Origin of the sequence: Cupriavidus basilensis, assembly GCF_008801925.2 — a bacterium.
In the GTDB taxonomy this organism is placed as follows: Bacteria; Pseudomonadota; Gammaproteobacteria; order Burkholderiales; family Burkholderiaceae; genus Cupriavidus; species Cupriavidus basilensis.
The window spans coordinates 73,955-96,051 of record NZ_CP062807.1; the positions used below are offsets into that span (position 1 = coordinate 73,955).

The 22,097-nt window shown below is 59.8% G+C and carries 32 protein-coding genes; 27 read left to right on the forward strand and 5 right to left on the reverse strand.

What is annotated here, in order from left to right:
* Nucleotides 1-21: 21 nt before the first annotated feature.
* Nucleotides 22-378: a hypothetical protein gene (locus F7R26_RS39495; protein ID WP_150986896.1), complete on the reverse strand. Its 357-nt coding sequence runs from the start codon at nt 376-378 to the stop codon at nt 22-24.
* A 192-nt stretch (nt 379-570) separates the two neighbouring features.
* On the opposite strand from F7R26_RS39495, the gene F7R26_RS39500 reads away from it, so the two are divergent.
* A complete protein-coding gene (locus tag F7R26_RS39500; protein ID WP_150986897.1) occupies nt 571-1,737 on the forward strand; it encodes a PIN domain-containing protein in 1,167 nt (388 codons plus the stop codon).
* A gap of 122 nt (nt 1,738-1,859) precedes the next feature.
* Here the strand turns inward: F7R26_RS39500 and F7R26_RS39505 are convergent, their stop codons facing one another.
* Nucleotides 1,860-2,492, reverse strand: coding sequence for an ATP-dependent DNA ligase (locus tag F7R26_RS39505; RefSeq protein ID WP_150986898.1), 633 nt, complete (start codon nt 2,490-2,492; stop codon nt 1,860-1,862).
* Between the two features lie 4 nt (nt 2,493-2,496).
* The gene (locus F7R26_RS39510; protein WP_150986899.1) at nt 2,497-2,721 is read right to left on the reverse strand and encodes a DUF2188 domain-containing protein; all 225 of its coding nucleotides are present in this window, start codon (nt 2,719-2,721) and stop codon (nt 2,497-2,499) included.
* Between the two features lie 402 nt (nt 2,722-3,123).
* Between F7R26_RS39510 and F7R26_RS39515 the strand changes: the two genes are divergently transcribed.
* The 26 genes from F7R26_RS39515 to F7R26_RS39640 all read left to right on the forward strand — a co-directional run bounded on the left by F7R26_RS39515 (nt 3,124) and on the right by F7R26_RS39640 (nt 19,393).
* The gene (locus tag F7R26_RS39515; protein WP_150986900.1) at nt 3,124-3,357 is read left to right on the forward strand and encodes a hypothetical protein; all 234 of its coding nucleotides are present in this window, start codon (nt 3,124-3,126) and stop codon (nt 3,355-3,357) included.
* 329 nt (nt 3,358-3,686) lie between these two features.
* Nucleotides 3,687-4,712 (forward strand): nucleotidyl transferase AbiEii/AbiGii toxin family protein, encoded by a 1,026-nt coding sequence (locus F7R26_RS39520; RefSeq protein WP_150986902.1) that lies wholly within the window; start codon nt 3,687-3,689, stop codon nt 4,710-4,712.
* A gap of 129 nt (nt 4,713-4,841) precedes the next feature.
* Nucleotides 4,842-5,033, forward strand: coding sequence for a hypothetical protein (locus tag F7R26_RS39525; RefSeq protein WP_150986903.1), 192 nt, complete (start codon nt 4,842-4,844; stop codon nt 5,031-5,033).
* Nucleotides 5,034-5,052: 19 nt separating this feature from the next.
* On the forward strand, nt 5,053-5,310 hold the full coding sequence (locus tag F7R26_RS39530; protein ID WP_150986904.1) for a hypothetical protein: 258 nt from the start codon (nt 5,053-5,055) through the stop codon (nt 5,308-5,310).
* Between the two features lie 45 nt (nt 5,311-5,355).
* Nucleotides 5,356-5,598 carry a hypothetical protein gene (locus tag F7R26_RS39535; RefSeq protein ID WP_150986905.1) on the forward strand — a complete coding sequence of 81 codons (243 nt, stop codon included), beginning with the start codon at nt 5,356-5,358 and terminating at the stop codon, nt 5,596-5,598.
* A gap of 186 nt (nt 5,599-5,784) precedes the next feature.
* The gene (locus F7R26_RS39540; protein WP_150986906.1) at nt 5,785-6,069 is read left to right on the forward strand and encodes a hypothetical protein; all 285 of its coding nucleotides are present in this window, start codon (nt 5,785-5,787) and stop codon (nt 6,067-6,069) included.
* A 326-nt stretch (nt 6,070-6,395) separates the two neighbouring features.
* Complete coding sequence (locus F7R26_RS39545) at nt 6,396-6,659, forward strand: hypothetical protein (protein ID WP_150986907.1); 264 nt, start codon at nt 6,396-6,398, stop codon at nt 6,657-6,659.
* A 130-nt stretch (nt 6,660-6,789) separates the two neighbouring features.
* Nucleotides 6,790-7,092 (forward strand): hypothetical protein, encoded by a 303-nt coding sequence (locus F7R26_RS39550; protein WP_150986908.1) that lies wholly within the window; start codon nt 6,790-6,792, stop codon nt 7,090-7,092.
* Nucleotides 7,093-7,143: 51 nt separating this feature from the next.
* Nucleotides 7,144-7,446 (forward strand): hypothetical protein, encoded by a 303-nt coding sequence (locus F7R26_RS39555; protein ID WP_150986909.1) that lies wholly within the window; start codon nt 7,144-7,146, stop codon nt 7,444-7,446.
* Nucleotides 7,447-7,500: 54 nt separating this feature from the next.
* Complete coding sequence (locus F7R26_RS39560; RefSeq protein ID WP_150986910.1) at nt 7,501-7,740, forward strand: hypothetical protein; 240 nt, start codon at nt 7,501-7,503, stop codon at nt 7,738-7,740.
* Nucleotides 7,741-7,806: 66 nt separating this feature from the next.
* Nucleotides 7,807-8,031 (forward strand): hypothetical protein, encoded by a 225-nt coding sequence (locus tag F7R26_RS39565; RefSeq protein ID WP_150986911.1) that lies wholly within the window; start codon nt 7,807-7,809, stop codon nt 8,029-8,031.
* A 147-nt stretch (nt 8,032-8,178) separates the two neighbouring features.
* Nucleotides 8,179-8,340, forward strand: coding sequence for a hypothetical protein (locus F7R26_RS39570; RefSeq protein ID WP_170301898.1), 162 nt, complete (start codon nt 8,179-8,181; stop codon nt 8,338-8,340).
* A 144-nt stretch (nt 8,341-8,484) separates the two neighbouring features.
* Complete coding sequence (locus tag F7R26_RS39575; RefSeq protein ID WP_150986912.1) at nt 8,485-8,703, forward strand: hypothetical protein; 219 nt, start codon at nt 8,485-8,487, stop codon at nt 8,701-8,703.
* Between the two features lie 60 nt (nt 8,704-8,763).
* A complete protein-coding gene (locus F7R26_RS39580; protein WP_150986913.1) occupies nt 8,764-9,027 on the forward strand; it encodes a hypothetical protein in 264 nt (87 codons plus the stop codon).
* 160 nt (nt 9,028-9,187) lie between these two features.
* A complete protein-coding gene (locus F7R26_RS39585) occupies nt 9,188-9,379 on the forward strand; it encodes a hypothetical protein (protein WP_150986914.1) in 192 nt (63 codons plus the stop codon).
* Nucleotides 9,379-10,565 (forward strand): IS3-like element ISRme13 family transposase gene (locus F7R26_RS39590; protein WP_085960481.1). Its coding sequence is split into 2 segments (ribosomal slippage): nt 9,379-9,634 and nt 9,634-10,565, totalling 1,188 coding nucleotides; the frame shifts between segments, so codons are not numbered across the junction. The genes F7R26_RS39585 and F7R26_RS39590 overlap by 1 nt, the downstream gene beginning before the upstream one ends.
* A 111-nt stretch (nt 10,566-10,676) precedes the next feature.
* Nucleotides 10,677-11,129 carry a hypothetical protein gene (locus F7R26_RS39595; RefSeq protein WP_150986915.1) on the forward strand — a complete coding sequence of 151 codons (453 nt, stop codon included), beginning with the start codon at nt 10,677-10,679 and terminating at the stop codon, nt 11,127-11,129.
* A 19-nt stretch (nt 11,130-11,148) separates the two neighbouring features.
* Complete coding sequence (locus F7R26_RS39600; RefSeq protein ID WP_150986916.1) at nt 11,149-11,745, forward strand: hypothetical protein; 597 nt, start codon at nt 11,149-11,151, stop codon at nt 11,743-11,745.
* Nucleotides 11,742-12,725 (forward strand): DUF4238 domain-containing protein, encoded by a 984-nt coding sequence (locus F7R26_RS39605; RefSeq protein WP_150986917.1) that lies wholly within the window; start codon nt 11,742-11,744, stop codon nt 12,723-12,725. Before F7R26_RS39600 ends, F7R26_RS39605 begins: the two co-directional genes overlap by 4 nt.
* Nucleotides 12,726-12,767: 42 nt before the next feature.
* Nucleotides 12,768-13,010 carry a hypothetical protein gene (locus tag F7R26_RS39610; RefSeq protein ID WP_150986918.1) on the forward strand — a complete coding sequence of 81 codons (243 nt, stop codon included), beginning with the start codon at nt 12,768-12,770 and terminating at the stop codon, nt 13,008-13,010.
* Complete coding sequence (locus F7R26_RS39615) at nt 13,007-13,720, forward strand: DUF7673 family protein (protein WP_241754861.1); 714 nt, start codon at nt 13,007-13,009, stop codon at nt 13,718-13,720. Before F7R26_RS39610 ends, F7R26_RS39615 begins: the two co-directional genes overlap by 4 nt.
* 67 nt (nt 13,721-13,787) lie before the next feature.
* Nucleotides 13,788-15,503, forward strand: a complete 1,716-nt coding sequence (locus F7R26_RS39620) for a phage integrase family protein (protein ID WP_241754862.1) — start codon at nt 13,788-13,790, stop codon at nt 15,501-15,503.
* A 156-nt stretch (nt 15,504-15,659) separates the two neighbouring features.
* Nucleotides 15,660-16,454 (forward strand): DUF5677 domain-containing protein, encoded by a 795-nt coding sequence (locus F7R26_RS39625; RefSeq protein WP_150986919.1) that lies wholly within the window; start codon nt 15,660-15,662, stop codon nt 16,452-16,454.
* A 484-nt stretch (nt 16,455-16,938) separates the two neighbouring features.
* On the forward strand, nt 16,939-17,265 hold the full coding sequence (locus F7R26_RS39630) for a hypothetical protein (RefSeq protein WP_150986920.1): 327 nt from the start codon (nt 16,939-16,941) through the stop codon (nt 17,263-17,265).
* Between the two features lie 247 nt (nt 17,266-17,512).
* Nucleotides 17,513-18,580 (forward strand): hypothetical protein, encoded by a 1,068-nt coding sequence (locus F7R26_RS39635; RefSeq protein ID WP_150986921.1) that lies wholly within the window; start codon nt 17,513-17,515, stop codon nt 18,578-18,580.
* Nucleotides 18,581-18,724: 144 nt separating this feature from the next.
* Nucleotides 18,725-19,393, forward strand: coding sequence for a hypothetical protein (locus tag F7R26_RS39640; protein WP_150986922.1), 669 nt, complete (start codon nt 18,725-18,727; stop codon nt 19,391-19,393).
* A 54-nt stretch (nt 19,394-19,447) separates the two neighbouring features.
* Here F7R26_RS39640 and traI read toward each other — a convergent pair whose 3' ends face one another.
* Together traI and F7R26_RS39650 are read right to left on the reverse strand one after the other, a co-directional pair.
* A complete protein-coding gene (gene traI / locus F7R26_RS39645; RefSeq protein ID WP_150986923.1) occupies nt 19,448-21,607 on the reverse strand; it encodes a TraI/MobA(P) family conjugative relaxase in 2,160 nt (719 codons plus the stop codon).
* A complete protein-coding gene (locus tag F7R26_RS39650) occupies nt 21,604-21,921 on the reverse strand; it encodes a plasmid mobilization protein (protein WP_150986924.1) in 318 nt (105 codons plus the stop codon). The genes traI and F7R26_RS39650 overlap by 4 nt, the downstream gene beginning before the upstream one ends.
* Nucleotides 21,922-22,097 lie beyond the last annotated feature (176 nt).

The following is a 22,097-nucleotide window of genomic DNA, read 5'->3' on the forward strand; positions in this document are numbered from 1 at the left end:
GATACCGGCAGCGATTCGCATTCACTCGCCCTCATAGGCAGCGCGCCATATGGCCTCTGCCAGTCCTCGCCAGCCCATGCTTTCAGCCGCCCTTTGCACGGGGGGAGAACGGAATACTTTCTCGAAGATGGCGGGCTCTGGCAACGCTCGTGGGCGTTCGAGCAGAGTGCGCAATTCGTGCCGCGCCTCTTCAACAGCGTCACCTGCCGCCCTGCCGGCAGCATTTTCCCAGCCACTGAATCCGCCAGAGCCTTCGGCGAGTTCGTCCAGGGCGTCCAGCAGGCGCTGGGCGGCTTGACCAACGGTAGGAAAGGGGAAAGGCTCGGCGCCGTCCCGTGCGGGAAACTGGCAGCCGGCGGAGTGTTTGCTGTTGCCCATGGTCCACTTTTTCGATGACTGTATAAATATACAGTATCGATGAATGGCGCCGATGGCGCCACCTAGAGATCGCGCGGCGGGGCGCGATATCCGCCGCCCCCATCAGGGCCCCCTTGGCCAAGCGCGACCCCGATGCTCCTAAACACCAGTACATGCGAGAATTGACGTATTCCACACTCGACGCTGTCGCTCATGGACCAGAGCATTCACGACCAGATCCTAGCCGGTGAAATCACCGCACTGACTATCGACACGTCGGTCTTTGAGAAGAATGGCCTCGCGCTTGAAAGCGGGCTACTTGCCCAACTGGTCCAATTTCAGGGAAGCGACATCGCCCTCGTCATCCCGAACACTGTGGCAAACGAGGTGAAGCGACACCTAGCCCGTAACGCCGCTGACGCGACTAAAGCCTTACGGAATGCACTGCAATCCGTCGCGAGGCATCAGGCGGTGAGCACGGCGCATCAGACACAGCTAGACGCGCTCATCGGCGACGCCATAAAGAATGACGAACAGCGTGCCCGAAGCAGGTTCGATGAGTGGGCTGAACGTGTTGGCGTAGAGGTGATTGATGAGGCAGACTTCGCGTCGATTGGTGAGGTAATGCGCCGCTACGAGCAGGGCGAGCCGCCGTTTGCCGAAACGGGAGACAAGAAGCACGAATTTCCGGATGCGGTGGCGCTGTCGACGCTTGAAGGCTGGGCGGAAGAAAAGGACACACGGATATTGGCGGTGGCTCAGGACAAGGACTGGCAGCGTTACGGCGCCCAATCGGTTCGCGTCGTGGTAGTCGATGACCTGGCCGATGCGCTCGCCGCCATGCAGCGCTGGACGGAGGTTGCCGACCCCTCAGTCCGGTTGGCCGCTCAGTTTGCTGCCGGCGATGCGATCGGATTACGGGCAGCGGTCCTGGAGGCGGCACGACATCAGGTTGACCAGTTCAGTTTTGATGTGGAGGCGGATTCCCAGTTCTCCGTCGAGGAAGATGATGTCGAGACTTCCGTTGAGGATGTCAGTCTCGATATTCCAGACGCGACGGGCGCCACGCTGGATACGGTATCTCACAGTGAAGGTCAGGCTGTAATTAGGGTATGTGGGACCGCCACCGTCTCGGTAACTGTGAGCTTCAGCTTTCAGAAGTGGGATGGCGTGGACCGTGAGTACATGGACATGGGCACCGCGGAATTGACCGAAACTGCCGAAGTCGAGTTCGCTGCTCTTGTCACCGTTGACACCAACGAGGGATTGACGATCGACGACGTCGAGATCCTACCCACGGCTCACAATCTGTATTTCAATGACATCGAGCCGGACTGGATGAATGATCCGGACAACTACGACACCTACGAACAAGAGTGAGGCGACAACTATGCTGCGGGCTTCCGGCTCTTCATGCTCGCGCTGTCTGTAGATCTTGTACCTGAGGCGAAGTCCGGCTAATTCGCGCATCTTTTCACTACAGCTCAGCTAATTCCGGTTCCTCACACTTCGCGCCGAAAACGCCCCGGTGGCGTCGCACCTGGCCGCTTTATCTTGAACCAATCTGAATGGCCGTCGCCGCCCACGTAGGGACTGCCGACGCGCTTGGCCACCACCCCCTCCATTTGAAGCGCCAGGACGGCCTGGTAGAGCCATTCGCCATCGTCCACGTCTTCAACGTACAGCAGGCCCTCCTTAATGGGCTCGAGCAGCTTGCGAAGTCTCAACTTGCGAGTCTCGAAGGGTAGGCCGCGAAGGTCTTTGCCACGAAGGGCCAATAAGTCGAAAACGCAATAAACCGCCAGCGGATCACCCGCAGCCAAGCCGCGCCGTTTGGCGCGAGCATGTAACTTGGCAAAGTCAGACCGCCCCACTTCGTCCAGCACGGCGATTTCGCCGTCTAGTATGGTAGCTGGCGGTAGCCTCGCCAAGATTGGAAGCACCTCGGGAAACCACCTGGTGCAGTCAGTGCCGTGACGCGTCTTGAGCGCTGGCACAGTGGTCGAGGCCAGCATCCGGTACCCATCGAACTTGAATTCATAGCGCCAGTCACCACGGGTCGGCAAGGCCAGCGCCTTGCGCGCCAGCATGGGTGTGACCTCGGCCAGCTGCAGCGCCCCTTCGCGGGAGGCCATGGCGTTAGCCCGGCACGTTGCGCGGGTCGTTCCTGTAGCTGTTCCGCATACGGATCTGACTGTCGCGTCCGAGCACCAGCAACTCGCACTTCTCGCGCCTGGCCAATTCGATGCCCGCGGCGACTACCTCGGCCTGGTCGGAGTGGTGCGAGCCCGCGCCCGTCGCCCCTTCGAGTTTTACGTCCCGGTCGTCGTGGTGGGATAAGACATGAACATTTGCGGTGGTCATGACTCTCTGCCTCCTGTGGTTCTCTTCCAGTGTTGGCTGGAGTACGGGTCCTGCGCCATCGGAATGTGTCCGACACGAGTGCCGCGCCAATACTTTTTTTATAGTATTGTTTCGCATGTGATAAATGGACAGACGACTATGCAGCCTCATACCGTTCTCAACCTTAGCCTCCACCCGTCAGACCACGAGCATTTGCTCAATGCGGCCAACGCCGCAGGCTACTCTGTGGATGAGTATGCGCGCTTAGTGCTGCATAGGGCCAGTACCGCAACTCTCGAACTTGTCCAGCAACCCCAACAGGGGGCGAATCGTTCACCCGATGAACAAGCAACGGTCGAGCCGTCTGTGCGAAATCTGCACGACCTGCTATCCTTGGTGCACAAGTACACTTGAATTGAATCTATGGCTGCACAGAAGGATAACGGCGAAGTCCTGCGCGAACTGATTGAGCAGGCCCAACTTACGCAGGAAGAGGCACTTACGCTTGTCAACGAAGGGCAGGCTTTTCCTATTGCCCTGTCCACCTGGAAGTCATACCTCGCAGCGCAAGATAGCCGCCGGCGGCGCAATTGTCCTGAGGTGGTGATTCGGCACGCTGAGCGGGTTCTTAGTGCCTCTGGCGCCACAACCGAATAAGTGCCATTTCGGTCATTTCCAACGTTGGAAATAGGGCTATCGCAGAACTCTGTCCGCGGCCCTCGCTCCAAGAGGTACCTGGCTTCGATTAGACAAACTAGGTCGGCTTTGCCATACTCTGAATAGAGTGAAAATCATGGTCACGTTAGCTCAATACCCTCAACTGCGAATGCTGGTCTGGAATCGTCCCGGTACAACCCGCGTGGATGATCGGGAAGCGTTCGCCCTCTATGAGGCTAATTGGCGACATGTGGATCAACAGCACATGACCCGTCCTGAGCGCGACCTTGTTCGCCGGCTGACCAATCAATTCGGAAACGGGGTCCTTCTTGTATAACCGAGAACATCACCAGCGGATCGCTAAACTGCTGTCCCAACTCGACGGTTCATTTTTGCGAGAATGCGATACTTATTTTGGTGGCGGTACGGCCATTGTTCTTTCTCCGGGGGCCGATGAGTATCGCGAATCGGTCGACGTAGACTTTATGGTCGGTTCCTCCGAGGGTTATCGGAAGCTTCGAGAAGCCATCCGCGAGAAGGAAGGGCTCCAAGGCGTTGCCGCGCAGGGTCAAAGAATTGAATTGCTACGCGACGTGCGGACCGACCAATATGGCGTCCGGACGTTCGCAGTGATCGATGGCGTTCCTCTCAAGATCGAGTTCGTTCATGAGGGGCGTATCAAGGTCGTCGGGGCACCAAGCCCATTGATGGGCGTGCCGGTCCTCTCGCGGGAAGACATGTATGCGGAGAAATTGCTCGCAAACGACGACCGCCAGGGCGACATCCAGAGCATGTATCGGGACATCATCGACCTGGGCATGATGGTGGAGAAGTGGGGAAGCATCCCCACTGCAGCTGTCGAGAAGGCTATGGGTGCCTATGGGAAAGCCATCATTTCCTCATTCGCGAAAGCCACAGAGAAGCTCTCGAGCGATCGACCATTGATGCTGGAATGCCTCTCCAGTATGAAAATGGCGGATGACCTCGCGGATCGCATCCCCGCGTTGCTTCAGGCCGAGCTCCTGCGCCTCCAACCGGAGCGGGAGCGGATTGCTCCGCCGCCGCCGGCGGACGAGATCATTGCCGCGTCACCCGACCTTCAGCAGTTTCTGGCCACCACGAGCCGGAGTGTCCAGCATGGCAATTACGAATCCGGCCAATATGCGGGTCGCATCCTGTGGGGCAATGACAAGTGCTGCGTCCAGGATCTCGGACGCAACACCGTCGTTATCCACCCCACAGAGCATTGGCATGCTTCCCCGCCAGTTGGCACCTATGTCAAGGTGAAATACCAACACACCATTGCCGATTGGAAGGCAGTCGACCGGGACTCGGACCGCTCCCACACTCGCTAGGTTTCCAACGTCAGAAAGCCGCCCGCTAGGAATTGACAGAAGTGCACAAGTGCACCTAACATTGCCATTGCGCGGGAATGCGCGCGAGGAGGCACAGGCCTCCCGCTGTCAATACCACCTAGGATGCAAATGACCAAAGAACAACAGGCCGCCTACGATACGCTCCTGAAAGGGTTGCAGCAGAAGCTCCTGAGCGTATCGAGGGCTCTGGACGACACCCCCTACGAAAGCCCCAAATACGATGAGCTCACCGCGAGTTTGACCAGAATCACCGAAAGCCTCGCGAAGCTCGATGACGTGGGCAATACCCTTCGAGGCTAACTGCACCGCGGATTGCGCGATGGATATCCAATTGCACGGGGGTGGCCGTTGGGCTATGTCAGGACCTCAGCAACGATGGTCGGGCGACGACCAGATGCAAACGGCCGTATTCGCGGGACAGGAAATGATCGCAGTCGCCGACGATTTCGGCGGATATCGACTCACCTACTTGGCCTATGAGGCACGGGGCTTCCTGACTATTGATGGCGCGAAGGAAAGTGCCTCGGAGTTTGCGAGTCGCGTTCTGGCGCGAATGGCCTCGATGATTGCTCCATAGACGTTGGTGTCAAGGCCCTCAAGGGCCAACAGAAAAGAGAGTGCCATGCACCTACAACTCGTGATTAGCCCGTCGCACTTCGTTGACCGCTACGATCGTCGGGTTCTTACCGACGCGGGCCAGCCAGGTATGGACGGCAAGGAAGGGGCCGGATCGACGACTGAGGTATATCGAAACCGGGTTGCAGCGGCGATTTACGCCAACTGCGACCACTTGGACAATGCCCAACTGGATGAGATTGTCGCCTGGCTGCAAATCTACAAGCAAAGGAATGGGGGAGCCGAGTGAAATGAATGCGCGGAGAGATGGCTGGACTTTCAATTTCGCGCGCACCGGGTACGTGTGCATGAGCAGTTGGCAAACGAGTTGATCACTTGTGCCCGACAAGGCTACGACCGACAGAAAGCATCCTCGGTGGATGCGATGTAACGCCCCACAGGGTCAACAGGGCCAAGAGGCTCAGAAAGGAGAAAAGTGGACAAACCGAACAATGAATTTACTATTTCCGAGGGTTGCGAATATCTGACGGTCAAGGCTGAAAAAGCTACACATATCATTCCCGTGCTTGAGGTGAAGGGAATCCGGGCGGAGCGTGCAGCAGGCTCCCATATCTACTGGTGGCAGCTCGTTATCGACACCTCTCAGGGTAGAGTCGTTCTAAAGGCGTTCGGCGGCAGCAGAGCAGACGCAGACGAGAAAGGCAGAGAGGAAGTGGACAAGGCGGCCAAGGAATTGGCTGACCGTCTGTATGCCAGATAGGGCCCGAAGCGATTCTAAGGATTGATAGCGCGCCGTCGTGGGGTAGCAGAGAGCGCCCCACAAAGGCGCAGCAAGAGGATGCATCCCAATTGAAGAGGCAACTCGGTTGCCTGGAATCACCAGGCAGGGCGAGAAATGTAAAAGCCATGAAGCGAATTGTTGAAGATCAGGGCCGAACAAGGATCAAGCGGGTGCCACTTGCTGAGCGCAACGCAGGGCAGTCCTGGTGGCGCCGATGGCTCTTGGCTCTGGCTGAGAGCTTAGCTTTGTCTGGTAAGTCTCACTAATCGGAAAAGGAAAACGCCCCAACGGAGCCGAGGAGCCATATGACAACCAATCCGATCAAGAGCGCCACACTATTACTTCCGCCGCGCAGCGGCATGTCCTATGCCGTGTTGAGGCCCACGCTGCGGCAGTTGCTCGAGCCAGCGCAACGGCAGCTGAACACCTTGGCCACCGGGCACCCGAGCGGCTGGATCACGCCGCAGGCCACGGGACTGGGCTTCGCCCAATCGCGCCGGCCCGCCGGCGTGTCGATGGTGCCGACGGCTCCGCTGTGCGCCGTGGCCGCTGCGGTCGCGCAGTTGTAGACAGAACACCGAAACCCGCTCTCGGCGGGTGTTTTTTGTCCGCTTGTCCATGCCGACAACTGGCATTGAAGGAAAACGCCCATCGTGGGTAGCGAGAGAGCATGCCCTCAGTGGCAAAGGAGAAAGGCCGATGGACGGATTCCAGAAAGAGGTGCGCATGTACCCGCGCACGCCTGACGAGGTGGCCCGCGAAGCCGAGGCAGCACGGGCTCGCGAGAGCGGCCTCCTGTATGCCGGTGCGGAGGGACTGGATACGCTCAAGGCCCACATGCGCACGCTGTACCGTGAGCGCAAGGAAGGCACGGGAGAGGGTTACGGGCACGAGTTCTTTCGGGGAATGTTGCACGGCTTGGCCCTGGCCGATGCCATGGACGCGCAGGTGAGCGTGGGTATCCACGATTTCATCAAGGTTTGGGGCTACATCACAGATTGACCAGTTGAAGGATAACGCGCCATCAGGGGTAATCCGACCATAGGAAATGGTATGGAAGATTCAGTTTCAGTACTGCGTCAGGCTCTTCTATTCGCTGCGCTCGTTACGGTCGGGCTCCCGCTGATCGTGATGGGGCTTGTACGAATTTGGGAAGGGCCAAAGCTGGTCAAGCGCCACGCCATGATCGCCGGGCAATTGCGCCAGGTTGAACTGCGCAAGCGTGATTTGGACCGCGCCATGGTGGGCCGCTCTGTGCAGGTTCGCCTTTACGACGAATACGGCGAGCCTATATGGGCCGAAGGCCTGGGCTGGCACGTGAGGCGACTGCAAAAAGGCTCGCTAGGCATGGCCTGAAACCTCGAACAGAAAACGCCCCTTAGAGGGGCACAGGCGGCCAAGGAGGGCCAAATGCCGACTGACGAAGATATTTGGGCCATCACCACCGGCGACGCTCTGGAGGCGCTGGACACATTGCACATGGAGGACGACGGTGTCGTGGCCTTCACCAAAGGACGTCGCTACCGTGTTATCAAGGTTATTCCGCTGCGTGAGCCGGCTGCAGCCGTTGTGATTGATGACACGGGACGCGAAAACAAGATCGAACCGGACTTCCTGGCCAACTTCCGACACGTCCGCGTAACAAGGTGAGCACCGTTAGCGGTAGCTGGCATCGAGTGAAAACGCCCGGCACGGGAATTTGGAGAGGAACAATCCATGAAACGAGTCACGATCAAACAAGCTGCAGAAGCCGCCCCACTCATATTGGCGCTGGCCCTAGTGTTGGCCGCCTTTGTCGTGTTGGCCATCAATTTTGAGAGGGAGCCATTCAGAGCATGGGGTGGAGCGATGGGCTTGGGTGGCGCTGGTATGTTGTGCTTTCTCTATTTCGTCAGCCGACAGCCCGGAGGAGCCGAGTCAATGAACGCCGGCCAGGATTAGCAAAAACGCCCCGGGTGGGCAGCAGAGAAAACGCCCCCAGGGGACACCACCGGCCCCGCCAGCAGGTGCAATTCGGGCCGCGTGCGGCTACTATAGGAGCCCGCCCGCGAATCGTTCGGGGCGATGATCGTGAATGGAGTATCTGTCATGGGTGGTTATGTAGAAGAAGAACCCACGAGCCCTGAAGACCATGCGTGGAACGAGGCCAAAATCAAACTTGGGCTCGCGGGCGTTCCTGATGATGAGCTCGGTGAGGACGCGGTAGCGACCGTGACCGACTTGGCCAAGCAGTACCTTCCGAAGCGCTGAAACCAAAGAAGGCCGCCCCCGGGCGGCTTTTTCGTATCCCGTCTCCTTGCCGATAACTGGCAGTGAAGGAAAACGCCCCCTGCAGGGCATCCAGGCGCGTCCCATGCGCCCCGCGCCGGCAGCCGCAACGAAGGAAATCAAACGATGACGAGCCGTTCACCGATCCTCACCAACAGGGATCATAAGAACCTGGACGAGTTCTTGGGCCATGCGCTCGAAGACTTCAAGGCCGGCGTGATTACCAAGAATCAAGCCATCGGCGGTCTGGTCCAGATGATCGCGGCAGTAGACCAAGGCAATCTTGGAGAAGCAAGAAATTGGGTCGAGCAGGGCCGCAAGCTGCTGCCCGAGTGTGCCAAGTAGGGAAAACGCCCCGAGCAGGGGTGGTGGCAGCAAAGAAGACCTAAAAACGGAAGCAAGTAAATGAATCTGACTCCCCAACAGCACCAAGAGCATATTGAAAAGCTGAAACGTTATCGGGACGATTGGCAGACTGTGGCGGCCAGCGCTGCCGCTGAACGAGATCGGCTGCTCGATCTGGCTAGCCGAGGCGCCAGTCTAGGCCATGACGTAGAAGCGGACATTCTGCAACGAGCCGCCGAGCAAAAAGACGCGCTGGCGCGAAAGGCACATGAAGCCCAGATCTACATGGAGTCCCAGTTGGGCCATGCGCAAGCCGGCCTCTGACATATCACGCGATCAAGAGCCGCCTCCGGGTGGCTTTTTTGCCACCCGTCTCCATGCCGATAACTGTTATTATCGGCATGACGTTTCAGGTGGCAAAAAGGGTCGGTACAGATTTGCATCAGACCCGATACGAACAAAAACAAGCACTTAGGAGAAGTCGATGGCGTGGGTAAAGGCAAACGGCTGGCGGTTGTTCGTGGCAATGTGGATGGTCTGGGCAACCTGGACGCTGCACGCCGTTTCGGTGGACGCCGCCGACGCGGAAAGCGCCGTGCGCCACCTGCGACCGGTGAGCTTGCCCCCGCAAAACGAATCCCTTGCTGAGGTTAAACTGAAGCAAGGAGAGATGTGATGACAAGCAAGACAAAGCGGGCGCAGTACACGCTGGAATTCAAGCTGGAAGCGGTACGGCTGGTGAAGAGCGGGCAGAGCATGGCAGTGGTTAGCGCGACCCTGGGCATCAGAGCGCAGACGCTGCATAACTGGGTCAAGGCGGAGCGGGAAGGCAAGCTGACTGGTGCGGGTATGAAGCCGGTCAGCCCGGAGCAGATGGAGCTGGCCCGGCTTCGGGCGGAGGTGGCGCGCTTGAAGATGGAGCGCGATATTTTAAAAAAAGCCGCAGCATACTTTGCGAAGGAGTCGGTGTGAGGTATGCGTTCATCGAGCGAAACCGACGTTACTGGCCGGTCTCGGTCCTGTGTGAGCTGTTAGGGGTCAGCCCCAGCGGCTATCACCAGCGCAAGCAACGCACAGTAAGCACCGACAGGCCAGATAGAGGCCGACTCAGTGACGATGCCTTGTTGGCCCACATCAAGGCGATTCACGCCGGGGTCAAGGGGGAGTACGGCTGGCCGCGCATGTGGAAGGAACTGCTGGCGCGTGGGGTGCGGGTGGGCAAGGAGCGTGTTCGCAAGCTGATGGCGCTGCACGGCATCCGTGCCCGCCACAAGCGCAAGTACATCGCGACAACCAACTCGAACCACGATTTGCCGGTGGCCCCCAATCTGCTGCAACGCGACTTTAGCCCAGCAGCACCCAATCAAGTCTGGACGAGCGACATAACCTATGTGGCGACCGCCGAAGGCTGGCTCTACCTGGTGGTCATCATCGACCTGTTCAGCCGGCAGGTGGTTGGCTGGTCGATGCAACCACACATGAAGGCCGAATTGGTCACGGACGCGCTGCGCATGGCCTGGTTCCGGCGCCGCCCGGAAGCCGGTGTGATTGTGCACACCGACCGGGGAAGCCAGTATTGCAGCCATCTGTTTCAAGACGCCCTGAAGGCGTATGGCATGCGCTCGTCAATGAGCCGCAGGGGCGATTGCTGGGACAACGCGCCGACTGAGAGTCTGTGGGGGTCGTTGAAGGTCGCTCGCCTGCACGGTCGCCAGTTCGCTACCCGCCGCGCCGCAATGGACGAGGTAATTGACTGGCTTGGCTTTTATAATGCCAGCCGACTCCACTCGACGCTGGGCTACGTCAGCCCCATGACGTTCGAGAAAAACTGGTCCGCAGCTCAGCAACACCGGGCTGCCTAATTCCCTCGGTTATGGGATTCGTGGAACAGGGGCAAGGTCACGGATGTGCAGGACATCGCCGACCGGGTGGAGCGTATCGCCGCCGTGTTGCGCGCGCGTTAGGAGGCCTCCATGCCTTACTGGCTGCAGATCGTCGTCGGCATCGCGGTGCCGGCGATTGCACTATTCTCAGCGCTCATCACCTACCAACAATGGCGGGTCGGGCAGCGCACCTTAACGCATCACCTGTTCGATCGGCGCTGGCGCGTCTATACGGCGACGCATGACGTCCTGGTGGCCCATCTGACGGGAGACGACGAAGACCAGAACCAGGCTGGCAGCGAGTTCGCGCGGCGCAAGGTGGACGCGCTCTTTTTGTTCCCGCCGACTGTGGTGGCGTTTGTGCAGGAGACGCACGAGGCGGTCTTCGCCCTGCGCGCCTCTGAGCGTGCTTTGAAAAAATCGCAGAACAAAGACGAGGCCCTGGCTGCCCAGGTCGACTGCCGGGAAAAGACAAGCGTGCTGCGAGCGCTGCACGTCCGCTTGCCCGGAGTCTTTCGCGCTAGCCTCGATCTGACCAAATGACAAAGCAGGAGAATCGCTCTTGAACTGGGACCTGTTCAGCGCCCCCGCATTCTGGCCATTGGCCACCAGCGCACTGGGCGCCGGTGTTGTCGCCGCACTCACCAATCAAGGCATTGTCTGGCTCAAAGAGGCCCGGCGCACCAAGGCCGAACACGCGCGCGAGCAGCGCCATGCCGCCCTGACCGTCGCGGTGGCGCTGGAGTGCTACGCGCTGGAATGCGCGCAGTGCATTTCCGACGCACTTGATGCCGAGGCTGAGGCAGGTCGAACTTATTCCTCCGACCCGCTGCGGGGCATCTCTATGCCAGCCTTGACGCTGCCTGCCGATACGAACTGGCGTTGGATTACTGCCGAACTCGCGGCGCGGGTATTGGGGCTTCCCCTCCAGGTTGACTACAGCCGCGCGTATATCCGCGGCAACAGCGAGTATGGCGATCCGTTTGGCAGCGTGGCGGAGATCCGCACGCAGGCGGCGCGGCGTGGCACCGAGGCGTGGCGGCTAGCCGAGCGGTTGCGTCAGGGGGTCCGCTTACCAGCCTCGACGCTCGACACCGATCCATGGGATTTCCGCGCGACGTTGGCGGAAGCATTGCCGAAGACCAAGGATGCCCCATGACTGCCGATACCGCGATGGGCGCCCAGGCTCGCAAGCATCATTACATCCCACAGTGCTACCTCAAGGGCTTTGCCCGCAACCGTAGCAAGAACTCGCAGCTGTATGTGGTCGATGCGAAGACGAAACGTGCCTTCCTGACCACCCCGCAGAACGTCGCGGCTGAACGGGATTTCAACCGAATCGATGTGGAGGGTGAAGACCCGAACGTGGTCGAATCTGGCTACGCCACCTTCGAATCGAAGCTCGCGCCGGCGCTGGTACGCTTGGACGCACAAGGAACCCTGCAGGACGAGCAAGACCGAGCGCTAGTGCTCGAGCTGATTGCATTGATGGCTGTGCGCAATCCGCTTCGCCGGGAGGCGTCGCGCCGGTTTCACGAAGATGTCACGCGCCGGATGATGGATCTCGTCGTGGCGGACAAGCGCCGGTTTGAGTCGCAAGTGCGGCGGGCAACTGAGGCGGGTTTTGTGAAGCAGAATGGTGTGAGCTACGAGGAATTCCGGGATTTTGTCCGCGAGGGGCGCTACGCCATCGAAGTGTCCACGACGGGGCACGTCCAAACCGAGCTGCAATCGCTGACTACGGTCTACGACCTGTTGCATCGGCGCAGCTGGGTACTGATCAAGGCGGCCCCTGACACTGGGGGGTTCGTGGCGTCGGATCATCCGGTCACGCTGTGCTGGGATGACCCGAAGATGGAGGGTGGCATCTACCCGCCGGGATTCGGGCTGTCGGGTACAACCGTCATATGTCCGCTCACCAAGCACTGGGCAATCCAAGGCCGCCTTGACGGTCGGGCCGGCTCCATCGAGATACCGGCCCACGGCGTGGCCGCATTGAATACGAGGACAATCGGATATGCAGGCCGGCAAATCTATGCGGAAAGCGATCGCTTTCGGTTTATCGACGGGGACGGCATGTTGCGCCATGGGAGTGAACTACTGTCGGCAATGGGCACGTTGGCAGCGCCGCCGACGTGAAACGTGCGTTCGCCCTCAGATCAGATCTAGGAGGACCAGGCTATGACACGAAAATTCGCCCCCGTCGAAGCGCTCGCCGCCGGCGAGTATGTCGCGCGGACCAAGGACACGGATATGTTGCGCGTGGTGATGAACGGGCATCAGCCTGTTCATCCGGAAGCCCGCTGCATCAGCGACGGAAAGTGGTGCACCTTTTACCGCGACGGGGCGGAAGTATGGAGCTGCAACGCTTTGTATGCTGCCGCGCATTTCCTCACCGAACCGATTACGGAGAGCCAATCATGACAGATCCTCGCCCCGCGCGACGGGCCATCACCAATCATGTGCCGGTGCACCTGGTGGAAGCGTTCCACCAGGCGGTGGACGAGTTCTTTGCGCAGGCGCGCAGCGGCAGTACCGCTGGCCAGCGCGCCGCCGAGGTGCGCGCGCAGGATCACGATCGGGGCCTCGATTCCCTGGTGCAATTGCTGGAGTTGACCGACGCCGACACGGATCAGGCCGGCATTGTGGCGCGCTTCCTCGCTGGCCTCTACAACGGCCACGACTTCCCGTTCGACTTGACGGACCTTCGTCGGCTAGACGACGACCTCTTCGAGCATTGCCTTGCCGTGCTTCGGCTGGACAACCGGGCGAAGGCGGAAGTGCACAAATATTTCCCCGACGGCGAAGCCCGATTCCAACGGATGATTGCCGACTGGAATCTCAACAATCTGCCACCGCCCGAACCCGCGCCGGTTGAGGGGGAGCGGTACCAGGTCAAGTACGAAACACACGGTAATGCCCCCGGCTACCGGGATTTCACCCTGTACGTGTCCTTCACGGATGATCCCGATCGGCAGCGCCCGGTTGCGCTCTGCTTCTCCGCGCAAGACAGCGAGGAGATCGGTCGGGCCATTGTTGGCATTCACCGAGACGCATGGCGCGACACCGATGGGCCGATCGACAAGCGCGAAGGAGAGAACCGCCCTCTGTGGATTGACCGTGATACCTACTGACATCGCACCGGAGGCTACTGCGCCCACGCGAGCGCAGTATGCCGCCCTGCGGGCTTGGCTGCAGGGCATGCCAGTGGAATTCATCGCAGGCCGCTGGCTGGCCACCGATCCGGACGACGTGCTCGAGCCGCGCGCGGCGCTCGCTCTGTTGCACAGCCTCCGTGACGCTCTGGTACAACGCGCACGCCAACATGGCAGGGACGACCTAGCGGAGGCCGCAAGTCTGCCTGGGCGTTCTGGCAAGGGCATGGATCGCGCTATTGAGGCTGTCCGAGAGCTTGAAAAGCTCGCCAAGCCTGCCCCGCAACCTGAGCATGGGGTTGGCCTCTGGCTCGCCGCCCCTTTGGCCCGCCGACTGCAGGCGGCCAACATCCTCACCCTCGGGGAACTCACTGCACTGTGCAATCAGCGCGGGAGCGCTTGGTGGCGGCGCGTGCCGCGAGTGGGGCCGTTGGCAGCCGCGCGCGTAGTAAGAGTGCTGGAGCGGTACAGCGCAAGTTTGGGGCCGCTTAGCGCCCATGTCACAGGCATACCGCCGGCGGGGCCGTTGGCACCTACTCAATTAGGAGTGGATGGTGGCACCGCACTTCCCCTCGAGGCGATGCGATTGCCACGCGAGCTCGATGGCTCCAAGGGGCTCAATCGCGCACCGCTCGATCGCTGCATGATTGGTGCGCGTGATGATTATCAGGCAATCCAGACCTGGCTTTCGCTGTGGCCTACGGAATCGCAAACCTATCGCGCCTATCGCAAAGAGGCAGAGAGATTTCTTGGCTGGATCATCATTGAGCGGGGAAGAGCCTTCGCCGACGCGCTCACTGATGACTGCATTGCCTACCGCGCCTTTCTGGCCGATCCGCAGCCCGCAGCACGCTGGTGCGGGCCCCGCGCGGCACGAGAGATCCAGGTGGCCGGCACATCGATGCATAACCCGGCGTGGCGTCCTTTTCTGGGGCCGTTGGCGCCTCGCAGCCGAGCCTTCAGCGAAACGGTGCTCAATTCCCTCTGCGCGTGGCTCGTGGACCGGCGCTATCTCGCCGCAAATCCTTGGGCCGGCGTGCCACTACAGCGCGTGGCCAAGCCTTCTATGCACGTCGAGAAGGCCATCGCCATGCCTGTCTGGGAGGTGATGAGCTCGTGGTTAGATGCCGAGGCGTTCGCCAGCGCGCGCGGTCGCCTACTGCGTGCTGCCGTACTTCTTCTTCGTGAGACGGGCATGCGCTGCGACGAAGCTGCAAGAGCAGTGCGGATGAACCTCGTCCCGTTAGCTAACACGTCCCAAGGCGGAAAGCTGCAAGCGGTTTGGGGAGAACTAAACATCGTGGGCAAGGGCGGTCGTGAGCGCTTCGTGCCAATCAGTCAGCGACTCCGCGGTGCCTTAGAAGAGCACTGGGCAGACCTGGCGAACGCCGATAGCCCGCTATCCGATGATCACTTGATTGCGCCGCTGGTCGTGCCTAATACCCCACGAGCTCGAGCCAAAGCTAACGAGGGTCGGCAGGGCTATAGTGCACGAGGCCTGCGCCAGCTGATCGAGGAAACGTCAGACCGGTTTCTGTCACACATCAGCAGCGAAAGCCCGGAGTTGCTCGCGGAAATGACGCGGATTTATCCGCATGCATTCAGGCATGCCTTCGGCGCACACGGCCTCGCCGCCGGCATGGGCATCAATGTCGTGCAGGGGTATCTAGGGCATGCCTCCATTGCGACCACGACGCTGTACAGCACGGCGGACCGCGATCGTAGGCTTTACGACGTAGAGAAATTCTACCGGACCACGTAGAAGCAGCGACCGCCGGCTGCGCGTCCCTCACTCAATTTCCAACGTTGGAAATACTGTTTCGATGACAATAGCCATGCTGAAATAGAGCGCTACGCGCAGTGTGGAAACAAGAACCCTTGACAGTAAATCGTTGTGTCACCAGAAGGAGAGTGAGTCATGATCCCGAACGGGGCTTTCGAGCAAGAGGGTTTCGCTGGCGACGGCGGTGCTAGCCTTCGACTTGGCCAACGCGAAAGGTACGAAGAGCTGTTTGCATTCGCCGACGAATGCTCGCGTCTCACGATGAAAGTAGCAGCCCTCTTGCCGGACGCGACGACGAAGCGGCAATTTGTCGTCAGCCTATTTTTTGCTCGGTGCACATCGCATTACCAAGCCGCTATGAACCTCGCGGAAGGCGGCATGACCGTTGAGTCCCTCGTACTTTCACGAGGGCTTGTCGAGACCTTTTTCGTCCTGGCCGCAATAGCCGAAGATGCCGTGACGCCAGAGGAGTTGGTCGGCCACGACAACGCGTCGCGCGTAAAGCACGCGAATGCACTGCTCAACTCAAGCAAGTATCCGAACGTTGCGCCGTTCAAAGAAACACTAACGGAGTTCGTTACTCAGAACGCTGGGGTCTCAGCGATTGACATGCGCGAGTTCGCGAGGAGGGGAGAGGCGCTTGCAGTCTATGACGGGCTTTATCGTCACCTGTCCCACCACGCTGCTCATCCCTCGCTTTCAGCAGTGGATGTCTACATCGCCGACGGTGAAAGTGGCCGCCCTACGGCAAGATATCAGCCCATTCTAGGCTACACCCCCCGAGCAGTATTGAGCGCGTGTGCCGGCATTCTCCTAGCGTGCTTTGCATGCGACCGGACCGGCGTGCGAACGCCTGATACGAATGCCGCTGGCGCGCGACTGTGGACTGCCTACGAGCAGTTGTACGCTCTATTTCAGCCGTGGGAATAGCTTGCCATGCGGTGCGGGACTTGGCATCGGCAGCGCGAATGGGGAAGAGGGACTTCGCCATGGAACGCCTCTCTACAGTCCGAAGCCGGCATGCAGGCATACTTACTGTGGGGCACCTCTGGTGGACCTGGTGGCAAGTGCGCGGCATGGTAGCGGCCAACAGGCCGGCTCCCGCTTGCACACCGGAGGCCGGTCTAGACCAAAGCAGCTTAGAGAATATTCCCTTGGCAGTGCTTATGAAGAAGTGGTAAGGAGCATGTCCCAGCACAGCCTAGCGAATAGCTCGCTGTGGACGATAGGGACAGCCTGCGCGAACTATTCCGCAATCAGGGAGCGCTGGCGATTCTTGCCGCTGATCCACGCCGGCGCATGCCCCCTCCAATCAAGCTTCGCTCCAAGCTTCCGATAAAACGAAGAAGAGCTCTCCTGCGCTATGCTACGCAATAGGAAGCTCGACCAGTCATCACACGGAGATAGCGAAAGAATGAAGCGACTACTTGGAAGCGCCCTGATCATCGTCGGCGTGCTTGCCGGATGCGGCAACAATAGCGGAAGTGAATACCTGGGCAAGTGGGTCAATGTAAAGAGTGAAAAGCGCTCCCTTGAAATTGAGCGCAACGGCGATAGCTTTATGGTCCGCAACACGGGGCCGAGTTTCATAGACGGAAAGCCGGAGACCAAGAATATTCCGGCCACCTACGCAAACGGTGTTTTGAAAGTGTCTATGGGAATGGGCGATATCACGCTTGCCATTGACAAGGCATCAGGTAATCTTACCGATGGCAGTGTGGAATACAAGAAGACAAACTAGTCCGTTTGATTGCGGCGCCGACCGCGCATTCGCCGGCGGCGCCAATTGCATGCGTTTCTCCAAGCTCTTGCGACCAGTCCCAGATCACCCTTGACATGGTGCACATGTGCACCATATGATGATCGCACGTTCAGCGCTAAGAGCTTTCCAACGTTGGAAATAGGGAAGGGAAGGCGAGGACTGTCGCTCTGCGGGTTTTCGTGAGAGCATATCTACTTTATTTAAATCATACAAAAGGAAGCCATTTATGAAAGCAACCCGTTCGATGCTGCCCGCCTTTCTGGCAACGCTCGTGCTCGCCGCGTGCGGCGGTGGAGGTGGCGATGGCAATTCCGCGCCGCCGGAGCAAGCTTTGCCGCCTCCGCCGACTGCTCCCGTGACTGTGGGCGAGACAACGCTCGCAGCGGGTCTCCTGACGGCCAGCGGATTTGGCAACATCGTAAACGGCGTGGAGCAAAAGGGCATCTCCAAGACAGCTGCGACCAAGGCATCGAGCAACGTTTTCGACATCCGCGCCGCCGTCGCCGTCGGCCCCAGCGCCAACAGCACACCCACGAGCGCTTTCGACACGATCGACACGGCTGCATACTGGGCACTCACATCCTCGGGCTGGACCAACGCCACCACCAGCTACCAAGCGACCTTCTCGTCCGACGAGGTGGCAACGGTCTCGTTCGGCAGCATCTCCAGTGCTCCTTTCACCTGGTCGGTGAAGCTCAACCTCAAGGATGTGGGCGGCGGCCAGGTGACGGACTATCTCGTCAATGCCGCGGGCGCACCGCTGACCGCCTCCATGGTGGCCGCCGCGCTTCCCGCCGGCGTAAAGGCAGCGTATCCCTCGTTCGCGCCCTCGACGGCGACAGTCATCGCGTCGATGTTCGGCGAGCTCGACCCGCTGCTGGTATCCGAAGCGGACCTGCTCACGCGCAGCTTCTGCGAAGACAGTGCTGATGCCAGCGCACGCGTGCAATACCAGCTTGCCGCGTCGGGCGTGCTGAAGGTCTTTGACGCCAAGGCCGCCGGGTGCGGTGCCGGCGCCACGGCGCTGCCCGACGGCAAATGGGAAACCCAGACGCTGTACGGCAAGACGGTCTATCTGCTGTCGTTCCCGACCGTAGCGCACTACGAGTCCTTCAACGCCTACGTTCCCGCCAGCGCCTTTGCGGCGGGTGCGCGCAAGGCCATCGTTGCCGGCAGCGGTTCGGAGCGCTGGAAGTCGGGCTTCTTCATCCCGAAGGACGTGGCCATCCAGTCGAAGCGCGCGTTCCTGAGCGTCGGCGCTCTGGACGCAATCCGCACTGCCGTGTCCCTGTAACGCACCTCTCCGGCGCTGGGCCTGACCCGCCCTGGCGTCTTTGTCCCGCCCGGCCTAATGGCCGGGTTTTTTTATAGATGGATAAAACCAAGTCCATTACTTAGGATGGCTGCCGTCGGCGCCGCTAACCTCTACGGAGAAAAAGTGAAGAAGTATTTTCGTTGGCTCACCACAATTCAGTGGACGTTCCTGACCACCACGATTGGGCTTATGTGCATTGCTGCTCAGTTTCATCGTCGCGTTGACTATCCCTGGGTCCAGGCGCTGCGCGCCGCCGAGGCGGCAGCACTCGGAAGCGCTGACGCGCCTCCCTTGTTGGAGCACTTTGTTTCAGGATTTGCCTACACCCTGATTGCGTTTTGCGGCGTCCAGTTACTGGGACTTGTGTACCGGGAAGCTGGCGAACTCGTGGACAACTGGTCGAAGGGGCTTCGAGCGTGCGCCATCCTCGTGCTCATCATGGCGGTGTACTTCATTGTTGAACCCAAGAACCGCTTCTCGCCGGTTCACTACCTGGTCGCAATCTTGGTCGGTGGCTGGCTTGGGCTATTCATCCGCGCTCCGCGCCGGACAATGGAACAAGCGATGCGAAGGCCGTTGCACTCGGTGTTCTACGTTGCTGCGACCATCTGGATACTGCTCAATCTCTCATGGGAAGTGCGGCAGTTGCTTACGGCCACAACGAGCCTGTCCCAGTCTTGCCTGCAGTTGCTCTGCAGCTTGCTTGGCCTGGGGGGCGGGCTCCTTGTCGTGCGTGTCGTCGGCTTCAAGTCGGTCGACGTGGCGCATAGCGCCGGCGCCGCGCGCGCCTGAGTCTCCCCGACGCAGCTCAAACAAGAGGGCCGACGATCGTCGGCCTTTTTTTGCCTATCGACCGCGCCCTTGCGTCGGCTTACTCGAAATGCCGGCCTTGCCGTCTCGGTAGGTCACAGTGACGGTGCCCCCGGTTTCAGGCACGGTACGGAAGGCGGTCTTGTCGTGAATGACGTATTCATGACGACCAACCTCCTGCGCGATGTGCGTTGCCGTCTGAAACACCACCTTGCCCTTATAGCGCCCAGCTTGTGAACTTACGTGTGCAATCTTCGCGTTGCTGTCCAGTGCACGCACTTCGTCCTCAATGGCCACTACCGGACGTTCGCCGTGCTTGCCGACAGCGTGCATCTTTCTTACTGCTGAGAGCTCATCTCGATAGCTTCGCTGCAGAGCTTGCAGCTCGAGGTTTGCTATCCGGATATTCAGTTGCGTAGCCAAGCGTACCGCCCGCCTTTTGAACTCGGCATCACCGCCGGTGAGGCGCACCCCCCCTGGCCATTTGGTGTCCGCGTACTGCAAAGACATGAGCAATGCGTCGTCCGACACGTCCCTCCGACCATAGGTGACTCGTGAGCCCTCATCGTCAAATGCTTTGCCGCCATCGTTGAAGCTGTATAGCACCCGTCCGTTGTTGGAGACCTTCCAAATGAGGTTCTGCATCGTCCGTGCATAGGGGTCAGTCCGGTGTGGCTCGGCGGGACGAATGGCGTTCTCTTCCTGCTCGTCTTCGGGACGCCCTTCGGCTGGGGCATCGGGATCGCCCACTATGCCCTTTCGCCGATCACGCCCCTCCTGGTACACCATGCCGCGCAGAGCACTGATGGCGGCCTCGTCACCCTGCTGCGCCAGATTCTCCACCCACGCCCGCCAACTAGGTAAGGCGGGGAGGAGGGCGCGCCTCTGCTCCCGCTCCCGCTTAATGGATTCCTTCAATTGGGCGCGCGTCCGCTCCGTTGTCATCTTCAGCAGCATGTAAGCCTGCTGCTTCTGTGGCTGGTTCAACGTTCGGCTTCCCTGAATCTCCTTCCGCCCGGCCTTGTAACGCGCATCGAGTTCGACTAGCCGCCGCTTGTCCTCAGCGTACAGGGGGGCAAGAGCCAGCGTGGCGCGAGCCCGCATTTCTTTCGCACGGACTTGCTCGGCGGCAAACCTGGCTCGAAGGTCGTCGCGAAGAGCCTTCCGCTCCAAGCGCCGCTGCAACCGCTTCTCAGGATCTCGCTTGTAGGTCCGCTCTGGTGCCGGCGTCCGCGCTTGGTCGCCGGCTGGTTCAAACTGGCCGAACCTCGCCTCGAGCTCCGCGCGCTTTAGGAACCGAAACGCTTTCGATGCGGCCACGACTACAGGCTGGCCTCCGCGCGACTGCGCTGCCCCGGTCGTATCTGCGACAACCATACCGCCACCGCCCGCGTCTCGAAGTTCAAGACCATGCTGCAGGAGCACTCTGTGAACATCTTGCCAACTGGTCGTCTTATTGTCCTTCAAGACACGCCGCAGCGGGTCGGCTGGAACTCGCGCGCACCACTCTTGAAGCGATTCGTCCCCTGACCAGGTCCCCACTGCTTCGGCCTTACCCTGAACGCGAGCAATATCGTCCTCCACATAGGACGCATCCTCAACGACGAGCTTCCTTCCGCCCACATCCACGACCTTGAACAGTCCCGAGTCGTGATGCCACCCAAAGCGGATCTCAACCTCTCGCGCTGCTCGATGGAGGGTCTTATGATCAAAGCCCAACGGCACAGCCTTGAACGTTTGCGGGTTCACCCGATTCACCTCCACATGGACATGAATGTTGTCGGTATTCGCATGCACCGCGGCGATGTACTGGTGATCAGCCATGCCCAGAGCGCCAAGCGTGTGACGCACCGCCTCAAAGATGTCCTCCGTCTTCGGCTTCTCGTGCTCAGGCCAGGAGAGGATGTAGTGGTACACCGGGTTCTTTGCGCGGGCATTCTTATTGGCTACCGCATACATTTCGGCTGGGGCTGTGGCCAGGCTTGTGACGTTGCCAATTTCCACGGCAATCGTCTTCTCGACTTCATCTCCAAGCTCATCTAGCACTGATTCTTGCGTGATGTACTGGGTCAACCGGTCCCAGCTCGTCGTGGTCGGCGGTGCTGCCTGGTTCTGGATTCCCTCGGTGATGTACTTGCTCAGATCTTTGAACGACGAGCGCCCGTCCCTGCGATTCTTCGGAACCTTGACGATCATCGCCGTGCCCCTTCGCTCCAGACACGCTGGATCGCCTGCACAACCTCATCGAGTGCACGCTGCAGATGCTCTTCGTGAATATCGTCGGCCACTTCGTGCAGAGCCTTCAATCCGGCGGCAATCTCCCGAAGCAAATTGATAGCGTCAACATCGGCGCGACCTCGAGTTTGCCGCTTTAAGCCGGCGGCAAGCAGATACTCAGAGAGCGGCATGGAGCATTCTTCCGCCTTTATGAGAAGCGCTGCCTTCTCGTCCTTTGTGACGCGCAGTTTGCAGATCTCGGTTTTGGGGTTGTCTACCTTTGCGAATGCCATAGCAATTTCCAACGTCAGAAATACGGGTCTCGGGGCGGAGCCCTGAGCAGGCCGCAGAAGGCCGAATCCGCGACGGGCGCCGCAGGCGACCTAGCGGATTCGGCCGGTGGGGTCACAACACTTGTGTTGTGGCCACATCTGCCATCCTGTCCTGTTGTTCTGGGGTTATTTTTCTA